Origin of the sequence: Microcoleus sp. B4-C2, from assembly GCF_036705265.1 — a bacterium.
Taxonomy (GTDB): domain Bacteria; phylum Cyanobacteriota; class Cyanobacteriia; order Cyanobacteriales; family Microcoleaceae; genus Microcoleus.
Window position 1 is genome coordinate 1 of sequence record NZ_JAUBUB010000006.1, and the last position, 18,265, is coordinate 18,265.

Consider the following 18,265-nt stretch of genomic DNA (forward strand, 5'->3'; position numbering starts at 1 on the left):
CTTTTGGGTTTGAGCTAGTTGCTAAAACTCCACAGTTAGATTGAGTTTCTTAGGAGGACTTTAGCTTTGAGGCAGGGGTTTCAACCCCTGTCGGACTATCGGTGGTACGTTAAGTTGACACCTATGGGCAGTGCGGTGTCCCTACCCGATATCTGTGGGAGACGGCAGTGCGGTGTCCCTAGGATATCCTTATGCTGCTACTCCCAGCTATCGATCATCGAACTTTTTGCAATCATACTTCGATCGGGCGATCGGGTCTGCTTAATGATAAATTTGTTGTTTGTAGTAAGCGCTTAAAATTGCTTTGGTTAAGTTCTCGGAAAATCCCAAATATTAAAAGAATAAAAATTCCGACTATAGAAGTTAAAAACCTGAAAAAATAGCAACAGCTACGGTGTAGTTTTGCCAACAAAATCTGATATGAAAAAAGCGCTAATTTGTGGTATATCAGGTCAGGACGGAGCTTATTTAGCTAAACTGTTGCTCGATCGAGGTTATGAAGTTTGTGGCACATCCAGGGACGCCCAAATGTCTAGTTTCGGGAACCTGGCCCGTTTGGGCATCCGAGACAGAGTAAAACTAGAATCCATGTCTCTCAACGATTTTCGCAGCGTCTTGCAAGTGCTTGCCAAAATAGAGCCAGATGAGGTGTACAATCTAGCAGGTCAAAGTTCCGTCGGTCTGTCTTTTGAACAGCCCGTAGAAACCCTCGAAAGCATTGCCACAGGCACATTGAATCTCTTAGAAGCAATTCGGTTTACAGGCGGCAAAATCAAACTTTACAACGCCAGTTCCAGCGAATGTTTTGGGGATACCGGAGGCAATCCAGCCGATGAAAATACGCCTTTTCGCCCCAGAAGTCCTTACGCGGTGGCGAAAGCAACGGCATTTTGGGAAGTAGCGAATTATCGGGAAGCGTACAATTTGTTTGCGTGTTCTGGTATTTTGTTCAATCACGAGTCGCCGCTGCGGCCGGAGAGGTTTGTTACCCAAAAAATTGTATCTGTTGTGTGCCGAATTGCTGCAGGTAGTTCCGAAAAACTGCATTTGGGAAATATTTCAGTGCAGCGGGACTGGGGTTGGGCGCCGGAATATGTGGAGGCGATGTATTTGATGTTGCAGCAGGAAGAACCGGACGATTATGTAATTGCGACGGGTGTAAGTTATCCTTTGGAGGAGTTTGTGCAGACAGCGTTTGTTGCTGCGGGTTTGGATTGGCGGGAACATTTAGTAACCGATGCGAGTCTTTACAGACCGACGGAGATTGCTGTAGGGAGGGGAAATCCGGGTAAGGCGAAACAAAAGTTGGGATGGGAGGCTAAGTATAAGATGCCCGATGTGGTGCGGATGATGGTGGAAGCGAGGATGATGTGAGGGAAAAGTATGGGGTGAAAATATGGCAGCAGAATATGCGACAGCTAAGGAGTGGTATAAGGCTAATCGCCGAGAGTTGAAGAAATATCGGGGTGAGTGGATAGCTTATACTAACCAAGGGGTGATTAGTCACGATCGGGATTATCGAAAGATGAAGGACGGGATTCCCCCTGATACACCTAATTTAAGTTATGTGATCGGTCGCATATTTGAAAGCGAGTTTATTGAGCCTGTTAGGTTTTATCCTGTCAGAATGAGGGCATTAAAATCTCACGATTGGCAGCCCAGATATGAACTGCATCTAAAAGTTCAGAACTCGGCAAGAGTCGAAATGCTGGTGGATTCGGGAGCTGAACTCAGCTTAATCACTAAGCAGCTTGGTGAAGATTTGGGTTGTAGTAGAACTGCTGGAGAGAGTATCAGTAAAGCAGAGGGAGTTGGTGGCAGTATTGAATATCTGTTGCGAGATATTGAAATGGAGTTGGATGGTCATATTTTTACTGCGCCTGTAGCTTGGGCGCAAACAGATTTTTGTGAGGAGATTCTTTTAGGGAGGGAAGTAGTTTTTGACTTGTTTGATATAGAATTTAAGCAGGCGGAGGAGATGATTATTTTTAAGTGGCGTAGGGGGTAGCCATTCTTATTCCATACACTAAAATTTCAAGAGCCCACTTTGAATAAAGATGAGTTGATGACGTTTAAAGCTGTGAAACAATGCAAGTAGTTATATTAGCCGGCGGTTTGGGGACTCGTCTCCGAGAAGAAACAGAATTTCGTCCTAAGCCCCTAGTTGATGTGGGCGGGCATCCGATTCTCTGGCACATTATGAAGACCTATGCCCACTACGGATTCCTGGACTTTATTGTGTGTTTGGGCTACAAAGGCAACATGATTAAGGAGTATTTCCTGAATTATGAAGCTATGAATAATGATTTTACTATTTGCTTGGGTCGCCAGAATTGCATTACCTATCACGAGGAGCATCGCGAGCAAGATTTTAAGGTGACACTGGCAGAAACTGGCTCGGACACTATGACTGGGGGGCGGGTGAAACGTGTGGAGAAATACATTACTGATGATACCTTTATGGTGACATACGGTGATGGAGTTGCGGATCTCGATATAGGAGCTTTGGTGGATTTTCATAAGTCTCATGGTAAGCTGGCAACTGTTAGTACAGTGCGTCCGATATCTCGATATGGTATTTTAGATGTGGACAACCAAGGCAAAGTTCTGGAATTCACCGAAAAACCTCAAATAGATGGCTGGGCTAGTGCGGGATTTTTGGTACTTCACCGCAGTATATTTGAGGATTTGAGCGGGGATGATTGTTTTTTGGAGCGAGAGCCACTAGAGCGGTTAGCGGCCCAGGGACAATTGATGGCGTACCGCCACGAAGGTTTCTTCTTTGCGATGGATACTTACCGCGAGTATAAATATTTGAATGAACTTTGGGATAATGGAGAGGCTCCTTGGAGGGTGTGGGAATGAGTGAATTTTGGCGCGATCGATCGGTATTGGTGACAGGTTGCACTGGCCTTTTGGGCAACTGGTTAGTGGCTGAGTTGCTGGAAAGAGGAGCCTTGGTAACAGGATTAGTCCGTGACTTGGTGCCACAATCCCGACTTTATGCTGGAGAGTGGTATCGGCAAATTAATATCGTTCGCGGTTGTGTAGAAGATTTGTCAACGGTAGAACGAGCGATTAATGAGTATGAAGTAGATACGGTGTTTCACTTAGCAGCTCAGACAATTGTGGGAGTTGCAAATAGAGAGCCGCTGGCAACTTTTGAAACGAATATTAAAGGCACTTGGAATATTCTAGAAGCTTGTCGCCGCGTTGGAGGTGTGAGTCGAATTGTCATAGCATCCAGCGATAAAGCCTATGGAGACCAGCTAGTGTTGCCTTACAGCGAAACAACTCCGCTTCAAGGGGAACACCCTTACGATGTTTCTAAAAGCTGTGCTGATTTAATCAGTCGGGCTTACTACGTCAGTTACGGTTTGCCAGTGTGCATTACTCGCTGCGGCAACTTTTACGGCGGGGGAGACTTGAATTTTAATCGCATCGTTCCGTCTACAATTCGATCGGCATTACGAGACAAGCCGGTAGTCATCCGCAGTGATGGCACTTTTATCCGGGACTATTTCTATGCGAAAGATGGGGTTTTAGCTTATCTCCATTTGGCAGAACAAATGGACAGAAAAGAAATTTTGGGAGAAGCATTTAATTTCAGCAACGAGTTGCAAATTTCAGTGCGGGGCATGGTAGATCAGGTTTTGAAATTGATGGACAAGACTCATTTAGAGCCTGTCGTATTGAATCGGGCCAAGAATGAAATCAAACATCAGTATCTCTCGGCAGATAAGGCGAGAAAAATGCTCGGTTGGGAGTCTAAGTATCCTCTAGAAGAAGGGTTGAAAGAAACAATTGAATGGTATCAAAACTTTTTGATGGAGGAAAACACCTGTGTCATCAGCGTGTGATTGAGGATTTCTGTGACTCTGGTTTTAATTTTCTTTCTCTTATTTGATAGTCAAGGGGGCTAATTCGGTGCCATCTAAATGTCGTTTTTGCAGTCACCCATTGGAGCATACTTTTGTAAATCTGGGGATGTCGCCGCTCGCGAATGCTTTTCTATCTCAAGCTCATCTCAATTGTGCAGAGAAATTCTATCCGCTTCATACTTATGTTTGTGCTAATTGTTTTTTAGTGCAGTTAGAAGAGTTTGAATCCCCGGATAGCATCTTCAGCGATTATGCTTATTTTTCTTCCTATTCAGACTCTTGGCTGCGTCATGCTCAGAAATACACAGAGTTGATGGTGCAGAGGTTTGGATTTGACGAAACCAGTCAGGTAATTGAACTCGCTAGCAATGATGGCTACTTACTCCAGTATTTTCAGCAGGAAGGAATTCCCGTATTGGGGATTGAACCGGCTGCAAATGTAGCCAAAGTAGCTGAGGAAAAAGGCATTCCCACTTTAGTTAAGTTTTTTGGCGTGGAAACGGCTAAAGAGTTGGTTTCCCAAGGCCAACGGGCAGATTTGTTGCTGGGAAATAATGTGTTGGCTCATGTGCCTGACTTGAACGATTTTGTGGCGGGGATGAAAATTCTCCTGAAACCAAACGGCGTCTTGACAATGGAGTTTCCTCATGTATTGCAATTAATTCAAGACAATCTGTTTGACACGATTTACCACGAGCATTTCTCTTATTTTTCGCTGTTGACGGTTGAGAAAGTTTTTGCAAGTCACGGTTTAACTTTGTTTGATGTGGAGGAATTACCGACGCACGGCGGTTCTCTGCGGATTTACGGGAGGCATGAGGATTTTGAGAGTATACCAGTTGGCGATCGCATTTCTCAACTCAAAGCTAAGGAAGTGCAAGCAGGACTAAATCAGATTGCAATTTATGTAGGATTTGGCGAACAGGTTAAGTCTACGAAGCGCCAAATGCTCAGTTTCCTAATTGATGCCAAAAATCAGGGCAAATCAATTGCGGGCTACGGGGCGCCGGCGAAGGCTAATACGCTGCTGAACTATTGCGGTATCCGCACGGATTTGATTGATTATACGGTGGATTTAAGCCCGCACAAGCAGGGTTTGTTTTTGCCGGGAACTCAGATTCCGATATATCATCCAGATAAAATTCGGGAGGCTAAACCGGATTATTTGGCTATCTTACCTTGGAACATCAAGGATGAGATAGTAAGTCAGATGGATTATATCCGCGAGTGGGGAGGTAAGTTTGTGGTGCTGATTCCTCAAGTGGAGGTAATCTCGTGAAATTTACTGAAACGAAGCTTAAGGGAGCTTATGTTATTGAGGTAGATCCCCTAGCAGATGAGAGGGGATTTTTTGCCCGCAGTTGGTGTCAAAAGGAGTTTGCAGAACATGGATTGAATCCTAATTTAGTGCAGTGCAATATTTCTTTTAACCTGAAAAAAGGTACTTTGCGGGGGATGCACTATCAGGCCAAACCGCGCGAAGAAGCAAAGTTAGTTAGATGTGTAAAAGGCGGAATTTATGATGTAATCATAGATTTGCGTCCAAATTCGCCTACTTTTAAAGAGTGGTTTGCGATCGAGCTAAACTCCGAAAATCGCAAGATGATATATATTCCTGAAGGTATGGCTCACGGCTGTCAAACTTTGGCAGATAATACTGAGGTTTTTTACCAGATGTCGGAATTTTATTATTCTGAATTAGCAAGGGGAGTGCGGTGGGATGATCCGACTTTTAGTATTGATTGGCCGGAGATATCTCAGCGCGTAATTTCGGAAAAAGATCGCAATTTCCCCGATTTTGTGCTATGAAAAAAGTCCTGGTTACGGGGGCAGGGGGTTTTGTTGGCAGACACTCGATCAAGACGCTGATGGAACGCGGGTTCGAGGTTCATGCTGTCGCTTCTAAGACTTTGCCGACTTTAAGTTCTGACTGTACGTGGCATCTGGCAAATTTGTTAGATCATACATCCATTAAAGAGCTAGTTTGTCAAGTAAAGCCAACACATTTGTTGCACTTTGCCTGGTGTTATACTGTACCCGGTCAATATTGGAAATCTGAAGATAACTTTTTGTGGGTGCAGGCAAGTTTGGAATTATTGAGGCAATTTCGAGAGCAAGGTGGCGAGAGATTAGTGATGGGCGGAACCTGCGCCGAGTATGATTGGAAGTATGGTTATTGCTCGGAATTTGTCACGCCAAGAAATCCCGATACTCCCTACGGTATTTGTAAAAATGCTTTGCAGGAGATAGTAAGTTGCTATTGTGAGACGACAAGTCTCAGCAGTGCTTGGGGACGTATTTTCTTTCCCTACGGTGCTTACGAGTACCCAAATCGGCTGGTTTCTTCAGTGATTCTTTCTCTCTTAAAGGGAGAGCCTGCTCGCTGCTCTCACGGTAATCAAATCCGGGATTTTCTGTATATACAGGATGTTGCTGATGCTTTTGTCGCTCTTTTGGAGAGTGAGGTGACGGGTGCTGTTAATATTGGATCGGGACAGGCGATCGCGATTAAAGATGTTGTTTATAAAATAGCTAATCTAATCGGGCGATCGGATTTAGTGCAGTTAGGTGCTATTCCCTCTGCTGCGAAAGAAGCGCCTTTGTTAGTGGCTGATGTGACTCGTTTATCTAATGAGGTAGGTTGGCTGCCCAAATCCAACTTAGAAAGCGGATTAAGGCAAGCTATAATCGGGTGGGAAAAGCAGCTTTTGTCCTCAAAAACTGGTGTCTAAGATTCGTTACATAACTCCAATTATAACTAGGAAAAATCATGAAATTAACGCTAGATACAGATGCCCAAAAATTAATTCAAGAAATAGACGGTGAGTGTCAAACTATCCCGCTCTATTCTAAGGAAGCTTTTGAACTCATTTCTCACTACTGGCTGAAATTAGGCTGGAATCAAAAATACACCTATACATTTAGCTGGATGGGAAGACCAATAATTCAGCTTCCAGAAGACATGATTCGGACTCAGGAAGTTATCTATCAGGTTAAACCCGATGTAATTATTGAAAGCGGGGTGGCTCACGGCGGTTCGCTGATTTATTACGCTAGCCTGTTTAAAGCAATGGGCAAGGGTAGGGTTGTAGGAATTGATATTGAAATTCGCCCCCACAATCGCAAGGCTATAGAGGAACACGAACTGTCATCGTTCATTACTTTAGTTGAAGGCAGTTCTACAGATACCAGTATTGTAGAGCAAGTTAAAAAACTGGTCAATCCAGGGGAGACTGTCTTGGTGAGTCTTGACTCGTGTCACACAAAACAGCACGTTGCTGACGAGTTAGAGGCTTATTGCAGTTTTGTGACACCAGGCTCCTATATAATTGCCACCGATGGGATTATGAAGGATCTGGATGATGTGCCACGGGGGAATCCTGAGTGGAAGTGGGATCATCCTACTGCAGCGGCGGCTGAGTTTGCAGAAAAACATCCTGAGTTTGTGTTGGAGCAACCTAAATGGCCGTTTAGCGAGAGCGATTTGACGGAGAATGTGACTCACTGGCCAGGGGCTTGGTTAAAGCGAAAATAACAAAATTAGACTCGTTTTGGCAAGTTTTGTAAGATTTGCATGAGTTCGTTGTAAATCACTTGCCAATCACAATCATAATTGCGAGTCATTGCATCAGGGTTATTCTCATCCTCAGTGATATATTCTTTAGATATCAACACTGGCAGTACAGCATTTTCTCGATAAACAGGTGAAAATGAGTCCTCAACCGCATCAGAGTAAGCCTTATTTCCATGACCTACCCCAGGCTTGCTTGCTATCCAGGTTACAAAAGTCATTCCTGTTCCAAATGGTACTGCATAAAGGTCGATTGCTTCGGCCCAGATAATGGTTTCATAAATGGGATGACCAATGGTGCTGTAAGTTGTAATTTCATGCGGAAGGAGATTGAGAATAGGTTGTAAACAATCTTGCTCTAATGCCTCGATATGGGTCTCATTAGATGCATTCTCATGATCTCTTTCAGGTACAGACCAACCATCAAATACAACAGCTAAGTTAGGAAAATTTGTATGCAGGCTTTTAATAATGTTGGCTGTACCTTCTATTTGAGAGAACCAAGTTCTTTTATAGTTCCGAAGTGTAATCCAAAGTAAAGGAAAGTGATTCTTAGCCATTTCTACTTTTTCTAAAAAATCTTGAGAACATTTTTCAACAGAACTCTGATATATCTTCTTGGCTAGTTCTTCTTCTATAAAAGTGTCTGTGAGTCGGACTGCGAATAAATTATTTTCTATAATATTTTTGAAAATAACCTCAGTACAGCAGCTATCTAGGCGGATGATTTTATCGGACGGTATGCTTGGGAAAATGTCGTCAACCATAATATACTCATGGGAACCAACCAAGAACTTATCAATATTATTGAGGATTCCATTTTTATACAAATAGTAAATTCCTGAGCATTCATTCCAGACATAATGTCCTACATTATAAGCTATACCTAAAACAGCACAAACCCCTTTTTTTTCTTGATAGAGATAGGCTTTAAATTGTTGCCAATTACTCAAAACATAACTTTTGAATAAATTAATTACACCCGTAAAATTTCCCCCAGGAAAGTTGTCCAAAACAATGATCAGTTCTTGGTTAGGCAAATAAATACACTGCTTAGTTCCCATCCAATCACCATACATTAAATAAAATACTTCTTTCCCCACAAAACGATATAATATAAATGGCTCAACATAAAATGACTGGTTTGATCGCAGAATTTTACCCGTGAAAGGGCAGACTGAATAAACAAAACCCGTTTCTACTATGCTTTGCTGTAGATTAATAGCTTTGTCCCACTGAAAATACCGAGACATTTTGGGATGTCTTTTTACCTTTCTTGAAAGCTGAAATCCTTGGTGGTCATCAAAACTATTGATATAGATTTCCTCCAAACCAATATTTTCTTGCTTGATCAAGCCTAAATTCTCTATAGATAAACCGAGATTTTCTAAAAGCGAGCGATCTGAATCATTTAAATTCCAAAGATTAACAACTGTATATTGACTACTATTGACAAAATATTCATAGGCTGAATTTTGACTAATTTCAGATGAGTAATACAGATTTACTGTATCAAGCGGTCTTAATTCATTTAGTCCATCCCATATTAAATCGTATGTTTTTTGATTGTTCCTTAATAGAATCTTGGGAATATTTTGGAAACAAGCGATGGCCTCATCCATTCGGTTGGCTTCTGCCAAATAAAGACCGAGTTGATGATAAATAGTGATTGCTTCTTCATGTTTTCCTTGTGTTGTCAAAGCTTCTACTAAACCCTTGTATAAGGGGTGATGATAGGGGTATAATTCAATGGCACGACGATAACAATTAACAGCTTCTTCTAAACCAACGGTCATGTAGGAACGTTTCAACAACGTCTGAAATTCTGCCAAACCCTCCCGCCAAACTTTTATCCCCAGTTCCCGACTATGACCCGGAGTTTGTAGCCAATTAATGCAACCTTGTTTTTCCGCTTCCGAAAGAGAACGTCTCAGATAAACTCTATACCATTCGACCGTATAAGTAGCATCATCTAATTGCGAGGTAGCCTGCACAAATGCTTGGTCATTGAGAAAACATACTGCGGGTAATTCGGGGTCAAATACTTGGTAGTCTTTATGGGTAACTTCAGCCAAGTTATAATATTCCGAAAAAAAGGTTTCTGGGTTCTCCACTACCCGCTGATAGATAGCTTCCCCTAGCTGATAGTGACATTCATAGTCTTGAGGATTCAATTCTAGGGAACGACGATAGGTGGCGATCGCCTCATTCCAATTTTTTTGTTGTGATAGGAGTTTTCCTAACTGCTGGTAAAGTTTTTCAGTCAATCCGCGATAGACAGCGATCGCTTCCTCTAGTTTGCCTTCTTGTTGCAGTTGGTTTGCCTTGTTGACTTCTGTTACAGTAATTTCTGAGTTCATCTTACTTTCGTTTTTGGGGGCTAACAATTTTAGGAGTTAAGTTTTCCGACACAGACTCTAAATTTCTCTGAGTAGTTATTGTTTATGAGCGTAAGAAAAGTTGATATTTGTTGCCTTTACTTTCCACGAACAATTAATATCTGTTCGGGTTCAACGAATTGATAATTTTCAGAGTTTCATTGTAAACAATTCTCCAATCGAAATCATAATTTTGACAGCCTACTGATAAAATATAAGGTGAAGCTTGTTGATCGACGATACACTCAACAGGCACAAAGACCGGGGGTACGACATTTTCGCGACTATAAGTTACTTGTTCTCTCAGAGGTTCTGTATTTATTAAACTGTTTGCGTGCATCACACCGGGTTTATTAGCAATCCAGGAAACGGCGGTACTTCCTGATGAAAGTGGTATAACATATAAATCAATAGCATAAGCCCAGACAACTTTCTCATAGCTCATGCTACCAATTGTACTATAAGCCTGGATATCAGGTGGTAAAATTTGTAAAATTTCTTGCTCCGTGGCTTGATCCTTGGCAATCATTAACTCTCCACGCTCATCCTCTCTTTCTATCCGAGACCAACCATCAAATACAACTCCTAGATCAGGAAAATCCACGGCGAGACTTTTGATAATATTAACGATTCCTTCTACTTGAGAAACCCAAGATTTATCATGGCTGCGAAGACCAAACCACAGCAAAGGAAAGTGTTTATTTTTGGCTCCCTCTACTTCAGCTAAAAATTGTGGAGAACACCTTTTTAAGGAACCCTCGTATATCCTAGTTGCCAGTGTTTCTCTAACAAAAACATTGTCAACTCTAACGGCTAAATAATTATTTTCAATAATAGCCTTAAACATACTTTTTTTATCCGGAATTCTGATTATCTTGTCAGCAATTTCGGGGAAAGCATCAGCGACATTAAAATACTCATTTGGTTCGATTAATATTTTATCGAGTTTATCCAAAAGACCATTATCCGACAAAAATTGAAGTCCAGTTACTTCATTCCAAAAATAGTGTCCTATGTTCGTCAGTAAGCCTAAAATTGCCACTACGCCTTTTTTCTGGGGTTTTGAGATATATTTGAGGCTGTGTTGCCAACAACTAACCATATAGCTTTTTAATCGGTTAATAATTGCTTGTTCAGAACCTTGGAGAAATGGATTGAGGTGAATAATTAGCTCTAAACGGGGAAAATAAATGAACATCTTTGGGCCCCAAAAGTGTCCAACGATTAAATAATAAATTTCACAGCCAACAAACCGATAACTCATCATGGGTAGCCATGCTACATCATAAAAGGATTGCTCTGACCTAATAACCTGACCGCTCAACGGGCAAACTGAATAAATATAACCTGTTTCTACGATACTTTGTTGATAAATATTCGGTTGATTCAAATGGGATTGATATATAAATTTATAATTATTTTGCTTGGGTAATTGTTGAGAAAGCCTAATGTTTTTTGTTTCGGCAAAATAATTAATATATATTTCTTCTAAGGTGAGATTATCTTGGGCAATCAACTGCAAATTTGTTAGTAAAAATCCATTCTTTTCTAGAAGAGCTTTGTCTTTTTCCGTTAAAGACGAAAGGTTCATAATAGTATATTGACTGGTTTCATGGAAGTATTGTTCAATAGCTTCAGGTTGAAGGTCAGTGGGATAATAGGAATCTGAGGCTTCCAGGGGAGCCAATTGATTTAATCCTTGCCAAAGCATCTCGTACATCTTTCCTTCGTGAAGGGGCGGATGGGTGGCTTGTTGAAAACAGGCTACTGCTTCTACTATCTTGCCCTCTTCTGCTAACTTGAGACTTAATTGATGGTAGAGAACGAGAGCTTGCTCATGTTGGCCTTGTTTAGTAAACACTTCTGCTAAGCGATAGTATGATGAATGATGATTGGGAGACAATTCAATCGCACGATGATAACACTTGACAGCCTCTTCTAAACCAACTATCGTGAAGGAAAATTTTAGCAAAGTCTGAAATTCTGCTAAGGTTTCTCGCCAAACTTTTAACCCCAATTCCCGGCTATGACCCGGAGTTTGTAGCCAATTAATGCAACCTTGTTTTTCCGCTTCCGAAAGAAACCGTCTTAGATAAACTCTGTACCATTCCACTGTATAAGTAGCATCATCCAGGTGGGCGGTAGCTTGCAAAAAGGATTGGTCATTGAGGAAACAGACGAACGGTAATTCTGGGTCAAATAGTTGGTAGTCTTTATGAGGATTCTTAGCCAGATTGTATTGAGAAAAAAAGGTTTCTGGGTTTTCGATTACCCGCTGATAGATAGCTTCCCCTAGCTGATGGTGACATTCAGAGGCTTCAGGATTTAGTTCTAGGGCACGAAGATATGTGGCGATCGCGTCATCCCACTTTTCTTGTTTGACGAGAAGTTCTCCTAACTCCTGGTAATATCCCTCACAGGGTGATAGTTCCACTAGGCGACGATAGACCGCGATCGCGTCCTCTATCTGTTCCTGTCTCACTAAAGCCTGGGCTAACTGTAACAAAACTTCTTGGTTGTCCGGTTCTAACTCTAGCAGTTTTTGGTATTCTGAGATGTTATCGGGATTCTCTTCGATCGCGTGTCGATAACGTTTGATAGCTTCTTCTCGGTCTTCGGTAGGCTCTAAAGTCGAGGCTTTTTGCTTTTCCTGTTCGCTGAGTTGAATCGCTTGACGGTAAGCCGCGATCGCCTCTTCCAGTTGTCCCAAGTTGGCGAGACTCTCTCCTAAGCCGTAGTAAGCCGTCTGATTCTGGGGATTATGTTCGATCGCACGACGATAAGCCGCGATCGCTTCCTCTAGTTTTCCCTGTTGTACCAAAGTATTTCCCAACTGCAACCAGAGTTCCCAGTTATCGGGTTGAAGTTGCAAAAGATTTTGATAAGCTTGTACGTTGTCTGGATTGAGTTCTATCATCTGGCGATAGGAGGCGAGCGCTTCTGCTAAATTAGACTGATTTTGCTGTTGCACTGCATTTGCCAAGGCAGAATGAATCCAATCAGCATCAGGGTTCAACTCACTTGCACCGCGGTAAGCAGCGATCGCCTCATCTAGTTGACCCAATTTTACTAAACTATTACCTAGCCCCACGTAAGTTCCAAAATGTTCGGGATTGAGTTCAATCGCCTTGCGGAATGCTGTCGCCGATTCTTCCCACTGTTGCTGTTGCGCTAGGGCATCCCCTAAATGGTGGTAACTCCAACAAAAATCAGGTTTGAGTTCTATTGCATGACGGTAGGCGGCGACGGCTTCATCCCATCGATTCAGTTTCGCGAGGGTTTCTCCCATGTGGTGGTGTGTCCAGGGATCGTCACTATTTAGCTCAAGTTTCCGATAGCAAGCAGCGATCACTTCTTCTAGATTACCTTCCTCTTGCAATTGCCGATCCTTGTGGAATTCGCTCATAGCCTTATCATCCTTATATCTGCGATTATTTTTTATAGACAAATATCAAATTATCAGTTGAAACTGAGTGGGGTTCGCGGGAGGGCGGGTTTCTTATCTTTTGACGTAGCCAAGATATCTTTGGTAAAACCCGCCTCTACTAAAAATTAGCATTCATTGGGAATTATCAAGACCGCATCGCTACTAAGGCAAAGCATGGCCCGTTAGCATGGTCTATCTGCTCAAAATTGACTTTAATGTCACTTAAGCCAAAATACTTCAAACATGATAAAATATCCTCGCGACTCAGCCAGTGGCTAAAGGCGCTGCTACCTCCGCAGAAGCCTGCATACTCTAACGCCACTTGATATTCTTGGCGGTATGCTGTGTAATTAAACCCGTCGTACTCAGTTGCTCTTTGCGCCGTAAACTTGGGACTGAGGTGAGGTTGGTTGTGGATAATATCGCCGTCGTAATAGTGAGTCCAAATAAATACTTGGTCTGAGGCTTTAGCAATCAAAGAAATTAGCTCAACGGGGTTAGCCATGTGGTAAAGAATACCGCTAGCCAAGCAAACATCAAATTTCCTCTGGCTTGTCCGCAGGTGTTCTACACAGTCGCCGTACAGGAAATGTGCTTTTTGCAGTCCCATCACTTCTTTAACGATCAGGCATTTTAGGTAGGCGCGGCTGTTTGCCTCAACTGCTGTAATTGAAGCAGCTCCAAGTTTTTCCAGCATATAAGTGTGTCCGGCTTCGAGTGGTCCGAGTTCAACAATATCCTTGCCTTGAACTCCCTTTAATTGGTCAACAGCCCAGGTGATGCGGTTATCTTCAAACAGTGGAACAGTTCCAGCTACTAATGACGCATTCCCGGGAAATCTAGATGCCCACTCACCTTGGAAAATATTCAGTGCGTTCTGGCTACTCGGTGCTGACTTTATATAAGAATCGAGAACTTCCATACAGTTGCGTTTTGCTATAGGTTAAGTGAATTTACAATTAGTTTGGGGACATTGCGATCGCCCCTTCTAGTTTACTCGCTCGCGGGTGTTATTCGGATCGCTTGAGTTCGATCGTCTTCGTTTACCTATTTTTGAAGTAATATTTATTGCACCGTCCTCAGAGCGAGATTCATCAATGCACCCGCTATAATTCTCATTTTGTTCTTTTGCCAGTTACATACCTCAAAGCATTCAATTTTTTATCTTAAATGAGCGAGATTTTTTCATATGCAAACAAAAGCTTTTCTATTCAGATCCTGAAAACCAATTGATTGCTTGCTGCAACTCGTTTTCATAAATCGTTTTGGAAAAAGAGTTTAGCAGGTATCGTTCTTTATGCCGCTCTGTAGTAAAGGTACGTTTAGGAGATATAGTCTGTCCTTTATAGTCGTGACGAACTTCGATTATAACTCCAAATTCTTTCACAACACCTTTATAATACTTGATAGCAAATTCAAGTTGAACTTTGTTCTTGTACAGTTCTGTTAAAACTTCTGGATCTACAATGTATACGAATTCCTTGAGAAGCCATCTAGCCCCAAGACCTTTTTCCCAAAACTCGGAGAACCATACGCACAGGTGCATATAGTGATCTTCATTATAATATTGCGTATGTCCGAAAATAAATCCTGCGTTGTGCCACATGAAGGGTGTCCAAAACTCTAAATGCGCTCCCTCAGTACAAACACGGTTAATTTCTTGGAATATAGGTATGGGTGCAGGTGGAGTCAGATGTTCCAAGAAATGAGCAGAGTAGACATAATCTACGCTCCGGTTGGGAAATGGCAACTTCTCATTCTGCAAATCTATTACATAGTCAACTCCTGGTTGGTTGATGATATCTAACCCCAAAGTTCCTGGTTGTTTGTTGGATCCACAGCCTAGATCGAGCTTAAAATATTGCTTGGACACCTCATTTTCTTCGGTAACAATAGTTCTATGAGGAGCCTCTATTGTTTCACCTATGGCTACGCTTTTAGTTAATATTTTTCCTTGAATTTTAGCCTCAAAGATGACTCGACCTTTGTCGGTATAATCCAGGTTCACAACAAAACCACAGTTATCACTGTAGTATTGGGGAAACGTTGCGGCCACATCAGGGCGGGGATACCATGTAGTAATTGGCACGCAAGTATTTCCCACGCACACTGCTACTTCATCTAGCATTCCTTCTTGCTTGCTCACAATCCATCCTTGGATTCTGAGTCCGCCGTCATCAGACCACGAATGGTCGATCGCCAAGATTAAATTATCGTCTTGCTCGATTGTCATAGCGTCTATCCGTAACTATTTTTTTATCGTTAGTTTAGTAATGGGTCATCCTCAGTGAGAGTGAGGTCAACATTATAGCGGTTCTTGGGTAGAGGATGTACACAGTTCAACTTCAAAAGCTTGACCACACAGGGTTTCGGCGTAGTCCATCTTTATGAGAAAGGCTATAGTTATGCCCTGAGTCAATGCCACGGGGATGGGATCGACCTTTCTAGTTTACCCGATCGCACGTGTTGGTTGATCGATTGAGTGCGATCTTCTTCGTGTGTAGATTTTTGGGGTAATATCTATTGTTAAGCTCAATTGTTTAGGGCTTGGGGGCGATCGCCCATATATAATACATGGTTTTGCGGGAACATCCTCAGAGGCCCGAAGTCTGATATCCTTGGGAAGGCAACGGCTTGAGTTCGTTGGGAGTTCATTGGGGGCGATCGGGCACAACTTACCCTATGTAGTAGAATGGGATACAAAAGCCCGATCGCGACAAAAGTAAATTATGTTTGAGAAAATTTTGTAGCGACAGATATCATTAACCCAACGATAGATGATTTTCTAAAATACAAGAAAGTGATTTAATTATGGAACCAGAGTATCCTACAGCCAATGATTGGTATAAAGCTCATCGACCGGAGTTAAAAAAATATCGGGGTGAGTGGATAGCTTATACTAACAAAGGAGTGATTAGTCACGATCGCGATTATCGAAAGATGAAGGATGCGCTCGATCCGAGTTTATCTGGTTTAGATTATGTAATTGAACGGATATTTGAAAGCGAGTTTGTCGAACCAGTCAGATTTTATCCAGTCCGAATGAGAACATTAAAATCTCACGATTGGCAACCTAAATACCAGTTGTTATTGAAATTTCAGCATACCGTAACAGTGAAAATTTTGGTTGATTCAGGTGCAGAACTTAGTTTGATTACGAAAAAACTTGGTGAAGACTTGGGTTATACTAAAGGGTCTGAAGAGATTAACAATCAAGCTGAAGGAGTTGGTGGCAGTATTGAATATCTATTACGACAGATAGAAATACAGTTGGATGGTCATATTTTTACTGCGCCTGTCGCTTGGGCACAAACAGATTTTTGCCAGGAAATACTTTTGGGCCGAGAGGTGGTGTTTGATTTGTTTGATATAGAATTTAAGCAAGCTGAGGAGACAATTATTTTTAAGCGGCGATCGCAGTGAACTGTGGCGATCGAGTTTAATTGAATTTTTTGTGTGCCGAGTCCAGTGCTTCACTCTGATGCAGAAGTTGGGCTTTGAGTCAATGGCACGCGGGTAGAGCGCGATCGACCTTTCTAGTTTACCCGATCGCGCGTGTTGGTTGATCGCCTGAGTGCGATCGTCTTCGTGTGTTGATTTTTGGGGTAATATCTATTGTTAAGCTCGATGGCAAGCGGGCTTGGGGGCGATCGACCATCTATAATACCTGGTGCGTGCGGGAACATCCTCTGAGGGCTGAAGTCTGATATCCTTGGGAAAGCAACGGCTTGAGTTCATTTGGAGTTCATTGGGGCGATCGGGCAAAAATTACCCTTATTTGTGGTAAGCTTCTGAGAAACCATTTTGGGAGTAGGTTGTCTTAGGGCGACTGGAAGTTAAAATTAGAATATTTATTAGATAGTAATCTCTGGAATCAGAATCATAAGTAGGTAAACAAAATTAATTGCCGACTGAGTTGACTTGAAACCCTTGATACGTCTAAAGAGTAACAAAGTCCGATGTGTAATTAATTTTGTGTAGGTACTTAAGGAGGATGGCTAATGCGTGTAGAAGCTTGTTGTCAAAGAATTTTAAGCTATGTTCTTCCTTTGGTAGACGAAAAGCGAGAAGGCATTTGTATTGATGTTGGCGTAGGAACATTTGCCTTTTACTGCGAGATGTTTGCTATGTTGGGATTTAAAACTGTCGCCGTTGAGCCCCTCCCTGTGGATGGAGTGCGAGTTTTGTGTCAATATGATGGCATTACTTTGATAGAAGCCTGTCTATCAGATGTCAACGGCACTAAGACTATTCATTTAGGAAATGTAGCTGCTGGATTGGATAGTAATTATGCTTCTCTTGAACCGGACTGGTTTGGTGTTTCTACAGAAACACGAGAAGTACAATCATTAACTTTATCTAAGTTGTTATTGAACTTCAATCCTGAGAAAGTAACTTGTTTAAAACTAGATATTGAAGGTGCGGAGTCAACTGTGATTAAAGCTTTTAGGCAATTACCCCAAGCTTGGTTGCCGAGTGTAGTTATGTTTGAGTATGGTGGGTGGAGTACCAGGGCAACTGGTCAAAATGGTTGGTCGCCCAAGTTTCTTAGTGCTACGATGGAGTGTCTCAACGCCTTAAAAGAATGTGGATATGGTTTCAGTGTTATGGTGGATAATGCTTTAGATACTGAAGCTAAGGTTTTTGATTTACAAACATCGAATTTAGAGCCGGATAATATTTTTTATCAAAATGGTGGTTATGGAAATATTATTAGTTTTAGAAAGTTGACTTTGCCAGAGGACGAAGTTCGGAAAATTTGCCGCCCTTATTATGAAATAAGCGCGTCAAACTCGACTAATATTGGCACAGGAGATAACGTTGACAAAATTCCTGCATCTGAAGAAGCAGAAGTTTATAAGTTTCAGTTACATTTGTTGAGAGAAGAATTGGAGCAGCATAAGGGAGAATTACAGCAGCTTCGTTCTCAATCCCAGTCTCAACTGCATCAAACTCAGGGGGAGTTAGAACAGTCCCAGTCTCAACTGCATCAAACTCAGGGGGAGTT

The 18,265-nt window shown here is 42.1% G+C and carries 15 protein-coding genes; 11 read left to right on the forward strand and 4 right to left on the reverse strand.

Annotated elements, in window-relative coordinates; genetic code table 11:
* Nucleotides 1–130 precede the first annotated feature (130 nt).
* The 9 genes from QUB20_RS03675 to QUB20_RS03715 all read left to right on the forward strand — a co-directional run bounded on the left by QUB20_RS03675 (nt 131) and on the right by QUB20_RS03715 (nt 7,416).
* The gene (locus QUB20_RS03675) at nt 131–265 is read left to right on the forward strand and encodes a hypothetical protein (protein ID WP_333291169.1); all 135 of its coding nucleotides are present in this window, start codon (nt 131–133) and stop codon (nt 263–265) included.
* 155 nt (nt 266–420) lie between these two features.
* Nucleotides 421–1,374, forward strand: coding sequence for a GDP-mannose 4,6-dehydratase (locus QUB20_RS03680; RefSeq protein WP_333243234.1), 954 nt, complete (start codon nt 421–423; stop codon nt 1,372–1,374).
* 22 nt (nt 1,375–1,396) lie between these two features.
* Nucleotides 1,397–2,008, forward strand: a complete 612-nt coding sequence (locus QUB20_RS03685; protein ID WP_333243237.1) for a DUF5678 domain-containing protein — start codon at nt 1,397–1,399, stop codon at nt 2,006–2,008.
* Nucleotides 2,009–2,088: 80 nt separating this feature from the next.
* A complete protein-coding gene (gene rfbF, locus QUB20_RS03690) occupies nt 2,089–2,865 on the forward strand; it encodes a glucose-1-phosphate cytidylyltransferase (protein ID WP_333243241.1) in 777 nt (258 codons plus the stop codon).
* Nucleotides 2,862–3,860 (forward strand): GDP-mannose 4,6-dehydratase, encoded by a 999-nt coding sequence (locus QUB20_RS03695; protein WP_333243243.1) that lies wholly within the window; start codon nt 2,862–2,864, stop codon nt 3,858–3,860. The genes rfbF and QUB20_RS03695 overlap by 4 nt, the downstream gene beginning before the upstream one ends.
* A gap of 67 nt (nt 3,861–3,927) precedes the next feature.
* Nucleotides 3,928–5,160 (forward strand): class I SAM-dependent methyltransferase, encoded by a 1,233-nt coding sequence (locus QUB20_RS03700; RefSeq protein WP_333243247.1) that lies wholly within the window; start codon nt 3,928–3,930, stop codon nt 5,158–5,160.
* Nucleotides 5,157–5,690: a dTDP-4-dehydrorhamnose 3,5-epimerase gene (rfbC, locus tag QUB20_RS03705; protein WP_333243250.1), complete on the forward strand. Its 534-nt coding sequence runs from the start codon at nt 5,157–5,159 to the stop codon at nt 5,688–5,690. The genes QUB20_RS03700 and rfbC overlap by 4 nt, the downstream gene beginning before the upstream one ends.
* Nucleotides 5,687–6,613 (forward strand): NAD(P)-dependent oxidoreductase, encoded by a 927-nt coding sequence (locus QUB20_RS03710; RefSeq protein WP_333243253.1) that lies wholly within the window; start codon nt 5,687–5,689, stop codon nt 6,611–6,613. The genes rfbC and QUB20_RS03710 overlap by 4 nt, the downstream gene beginning before the upstream one ends.
* Before the next feature lie 38 nt (nt 6,614–6,651).
* Nucleotides 6,652–7,416, forward strand: coding sequence for a CmcI family methyltransferase (locus QUB20_RS03715; protein WP_333243257.1), 765 nt, complete (start codon nt 6,652–6,654; stop codon nt 7,414–7,416).
* Between the two features lie 5 nt (nt 7,417–7,421).
* On the opposite strand, the gene QUB20_RS03720 is transcribed toward QUB20_RS03715, so the two are convergent.
* The 4 genes from QUB20_RS03720 to QUB20_RS03735 all read right to left on the reverse strand — a co-directional run bounded on the left by QUB20_RS03720 (nt 7,422) and on the right by QUB20_RS03735 (nt 15,490).
* Nucleotides 7,422–9,812 carry a tetratricopeptide repeat protein gene (locus tag QUB20_RS03720; RefSeq protein ID WP_333243260.1) on the reverse strand — a complete coding sequence of 797 codons (2,391 nt, stop codon included), beginning with the start codon at nt 9,810–9,812 and terminating at the stop codon, nt 7,422–7,424.
* A gap of 133 nt (nt 9,813–9,945) precedes the next feature.
* The gene (locus tag QUB20_RS03725; protein ID WP_333243263.1) at nt 9,946–13,236 is read right to left on the reverse strand and encodes a tetratricopeptide repeat protein; all 3,291 of its coding nucleotides are present in this window, start codon (nt 13,234–13,236) and stop codon (nt 9,946–9,948) included.
* A 166-nt stretch (nt 13,237–13,402) separates the two neighbouring features.
* A complete protein-coding gene (locus tag QUB20_RS03730) occupies nt 13,403–14,179 on the reverse strand; it encodes a DUF1698 domain-containing protein (RefSeq protein ID WP_333243266.1) in 777 nt (258 codons plus the stop codon).
* A gap of 285 nt (nt 14,180–14,464) precedes the next feature.
* Complete coding sequence (locus tag QUB20_RS03735; RefSeq protein WP_333243270.1) at nt 14,465–15,490, reverse strand: class I SAM-dependent methyltransferase; 1,026 nt, start codon at nt 15,488–15,490, stop codon at nt 14,465–14,467.
* Nucleotides 15,491–16,068: 578 nt separating this feature from the next.
* Here QUB20_RS03735 and QUB20_RS03740 point away from each other — a divergent pair.
* Both QUB20_RS03740 and QUB20_RS03745 read left to right on the forward strand, forming a co-directional pair.
* Nucleotides 16,069–16,680, forward strand: a complete 612-nt coding sequence (locus QUB20_RS03740) for a DUF5678 domain-containing protein (RefSeq protein ID WP_333243273.1) — start codon at nt 16,069–16,071, stop codon at nt 16,678–16,680.
* 578 nt (nt 16,681–17,258) lie between these two features.
* Nucleotides 17,259–18,265: FkbM family methyltransferase (locus QUB20_RS03745; protein ID WP_333243276.1), on the forward strand; the 1,007-nt coding region annotated here is incomplete at its 3' end.

Coding starts and splice junctions, on each gene's coding strand:
- QUB20_RS03680 (WP_333243234.1), top strand. CDS start 421: ATGAAAAAAGCGCTAATTTGTGGTATATCAGGTCAGGACGGAGCTTAT.
- QUB20_RS03685 (WP_333243237.1), top strand. CDS start 1,397: ATGGCAGCAGAATATGCGACAGCTAAGGAGTGGTATAAGGCTAATCGC.
- rfbF (WP_333243241.1), top strand. CDS start 2,089: ATGCAAGTAGTTATATTAGCCGGCGGTTTGGGGACTCGTCTCCGAGAA.
- QUB20_RS03695 (WP_333243243.1), top strand. CDS start 2,862: ATGAGTGAATTTTGGCGCGATCGATCGGTATTGGTGACAGGTTGCACT.
- QUB20_RS03710 (WP_333243253.1), top strand. CDS start 5,687: ATGAAAAAAGTCCTGGTTACGGGGGCAGGGGGTTTTGTTGGCAGACAC.
- QUB20_RS03715 (WP_333243257.1), top strand. CDS start 6,652: ATGAAATTAACGCTAGATACAGATGCCCAAAAATTAATTCAAGAAATA.
- QUB20_RS03720 (WP_333243260.1), bottom strand. CDS start 9,812: ATGAACTCAGAAATTACTGTAACAGAAGTCAACAAGGCAAACCAACTG.
- QUB20_RS03725 (WP_333243263.1), bottom strand. CDS start 13,236: ATGAGCGAATTCCACAAGGATCGGCAATTGCAAGAGGAAGGTAATCTA.
- QUB20_RS03730 (WP_333243266.1), bottom strand. CDS start 14,179: ATGGAAGTTCTCGATTCTTATATAAAGTCAGCACCGAGTAGCCAGAAC.
- QUB20_RS03735 (WP_333243270.1), bottom strand. CDS start 15,490: ATGACAATCGAGCAAGACGATAATTTAATCTTGGCGATCGACCATTCG.
- QUB20_RS03740 (WP_333243273.1), top strand. CDS start 16,069: ATGGAACCAGAGTATCCTACAGCCAATGATTGGTATAAAGCTCATCGA.